The sequence below is a fragment of the Mesorhizobium sp. M2A.F.Ca.ET.037.01.1.1 genome (genome assembly GCF_003998075.1).
In the GTDB taxonomy this organism is placed as follows: domain Bacteria; phylum Pseudomonadota; class Alphaproteobacteria; order Rhizobiales; family Rhizobiaceae; genus Mesorhizobium.
Genome location: NZ_RZSA01001036.1, coordinates 1 through 2,195, shown reverse-complemented (window position 1 = coordinate 2,195; position 2,195 = coordinate 1). Strand labels below are relative to the sequence as shown.

Annotated in this window: 3 protein-coding genes; 1 reads left to right on the top strand and 2 read right to left on the bottom strand. The window is 66.4% G+C overall.

All coding sequences use genetic code 11. The annotated features are described in order from the left end of the window. Positions 1 to 483 (top strand): nucleoside hydrolase (locus EOA27_RS33055; RefSeq protein ID WP_145970704.1); only part of this gene is annotated, 483 nt, incomplete at its 5' end. Positions 484 to 635: 152 nt separating this feature from the next. Here EOA27_RS33055 and EOA27_RS33050 read toward each other — a convergent pair. Continuing rightward, the gene (locus EOA27_RS33050) at positions 636 to 1,250 is read right to left on the bottom strand and encodes a LysE family translocator (RefSeq protein WP_127258364.1); all 615 of its coding nucleotides are present in this window, start codon (positions 1,248 to 1,250) and stop codon (positions 636 to 638) included. Positions 1,251 to 1,343: 93 nt separating this feature from the next. Then, a partial coding sequence (locus EOA27_RS33045) for an amidase family protein (RefSeq protein ID WP_245491237.1) occupies positions 1,344 to 2,195 on the bottom strand: 852 nt, incomplete at its 5' end.

Genomic DNA, 2,195 nt, shown 5'->3' with positions numbered 1-2,195 from the left:
GGCGGCGGCTTCTTCGAGGGCGGCAATGTCACCCCGGCCGCCGAATTCAACATCTATGTCGACCCGCAGGCCGCCGATCTGGTGTTCAAATCGGGCATCCCGATCGTGATGATGCCGCTCGACGTCACCCACAAGGCGCTGACCTCGTCAAAGCGCATACAGGCTTTCCGCCAGCTCGGCACCAAGGTCGGCACCGCGACCGCCGAGATGCTGGAGTTTTTCGAACGCTATGACGAGGAGAAATACGGCACCGATGGCGGGCCACTGCACGATCCGTGCGTGATCGCCTATCTCCTGAAGCCGGAACTGTTCAAGGGTCGCCGCTGCAATGTCAGCGTGGAGACCGCGTCGGAGCTCACCATGGGCATGACGGTGATCGACTGGTGGGGCGTCACCAAGCGGGAAAAGAACGCCACCGTGATGCGCGACATCGACCATGACGGCTTCTTCGCGCTGTTGGTGGAGCGGCTGGGGCGGCTCTGAAAGCTTCCTTCTCCCCGTCTACGGGGAGAAGGTGCCGGCAGGCGGATGAGGGGCGGCGCGAATGTTGGTGTTTTGCCTGCAACCCCGGCGCTGCCCATCACCCGGTCGCTTCGCGACCACCCTCTCCCCGTGAACGGGGCGAGGAAGACTGCTCACTTCGCTTTCGTAAACGCCAGCCAGAGCCCGCCGCCGACGAGAAAACTGCCGCTGATGCGTGACATCAGCCTGACGCGGCTGGCCGACAGCAGCCGGCCGGCGCGGCCGGCGGCAAGGGCGTAGGTCGAGTCCGACATGGCGGCGAAGATCATCGCCGTCAGGCCCATGACCACGATCTGCAGCGTGTAATTGTCCTGCGGCGCGATGAACTGCGGGAAGAAGGCGCCGAAGAACACCAAGGTCTTCGGATTGCTGATCGCCACCAGAAAACCCTGCAGGAAGAAGCCGCCGCGCGGCTTCTTCGCCGACCCGTCCGGGTTCAGCGCGCCTTTTGCGCGAAACATCTGGATGCCCATCCAGATCAGGTAGGCGGCGCCGATCAGCCGCACCCATTCGAACCAGTGGCCCATGCCGGCGATCAGTGTGTTGAGGCCGATGCCGACGATTGCGATCATGATGGCGAGCCCGGCCTGCGTGCCGGCGACGTTGGCCAAGCCGGCGCGCGAGCCGTGGCGGATGCTGTTGGCGATGATCAGCGTGACGGTCGGGCCCGGTACCAGGATGATGACGATGCAGGCGACGACATAGGTGGCGTAGAGTTCCAGCGACATGATTTCCCTCGAACAGGACGGCGCCGACTTGGGCGGAGCGCGATCAATGCACGGGATTGGTGCTGGCGCAAGCTGGCCGGGCAGGGCGGCCCGTCACGCGGCCCCCACCGGCCAGGGCAGCGTCGCCTCGTAGGCGGCGCCGGCCTTGAGCACGGCGAGGTCGCCGCGCGGGCGGCCGATCAATTGCATGCCCATCGGCCGGCCTTTTGCGTCGAAGCCGGCCGGCACGTTGAGCGCCGGGCAGCCGCCCAGCGTGGCAAAGGCGGAGACCTGCATCCACCGGTGATAGCTGTCCATGCTCCGCCCCGCGACCTCGCGCGGCCAGTGGGTGGTTACGCCGAACGGGAAGACCTGCGCGGTCGGCAGAGCGATGAGGTCGAAGCGCTCGAACAGCGACAGCAGCGTGCGATGCCACTCGGTGCGCCAGACGCTGGCGGCATGGATCTGCGGCGCGGTAAGGCGCATCGCCTGTTCCACTTCCCAGACGGCCTCAGGCTTCAGAAGCCTGCGCTTTTCCGGGTCATCGTAATGCGCTTTCAACCCGCAGCCGCTGCTTGCCTGGCGCAAGGTGACGAAAGCCTGCCACAACGCCTCGAAATCGACATCCGGCACCAGCGCTTCGCTGGGGAACGACGCGTCCGCAAAGCGGGCAAGCGCGGTCTCGCAGAGGTCGAGCACGCCCGGTTCCGTCGGCAGATGGCCGCCGAGATCGCCCAGCCAGGCGACGCGGCCGCCGGAGGCTTTCGTCCCCAAGCCGCCGAGGAACGAGCCCTCCTTGGCATAGGACAAGGGTGCCTGCGGATGGTAGCCCGCCTGTTCGTCGAGCAGCAGTGCGATGTCGCGCACGCTGCGGCCCATCGGTCCCTCGACGCCCATCTGCGAATGGAAGACGTCGATGTCGGGGCCGGCGGGCACGAGTCCCTGCGAGGGACGGAAGCCGTAGAC

Bases quoted from the DNA above. Each gene is read 5' to 3' on its own strand.
- EOA27_RS33050 (WP_127258364.1), bottom strand. From the start codon at position 1,250: ATGTCGCTGGAACTCTACGCCACCTATGTCGTCGCCTGCATCGTCATC.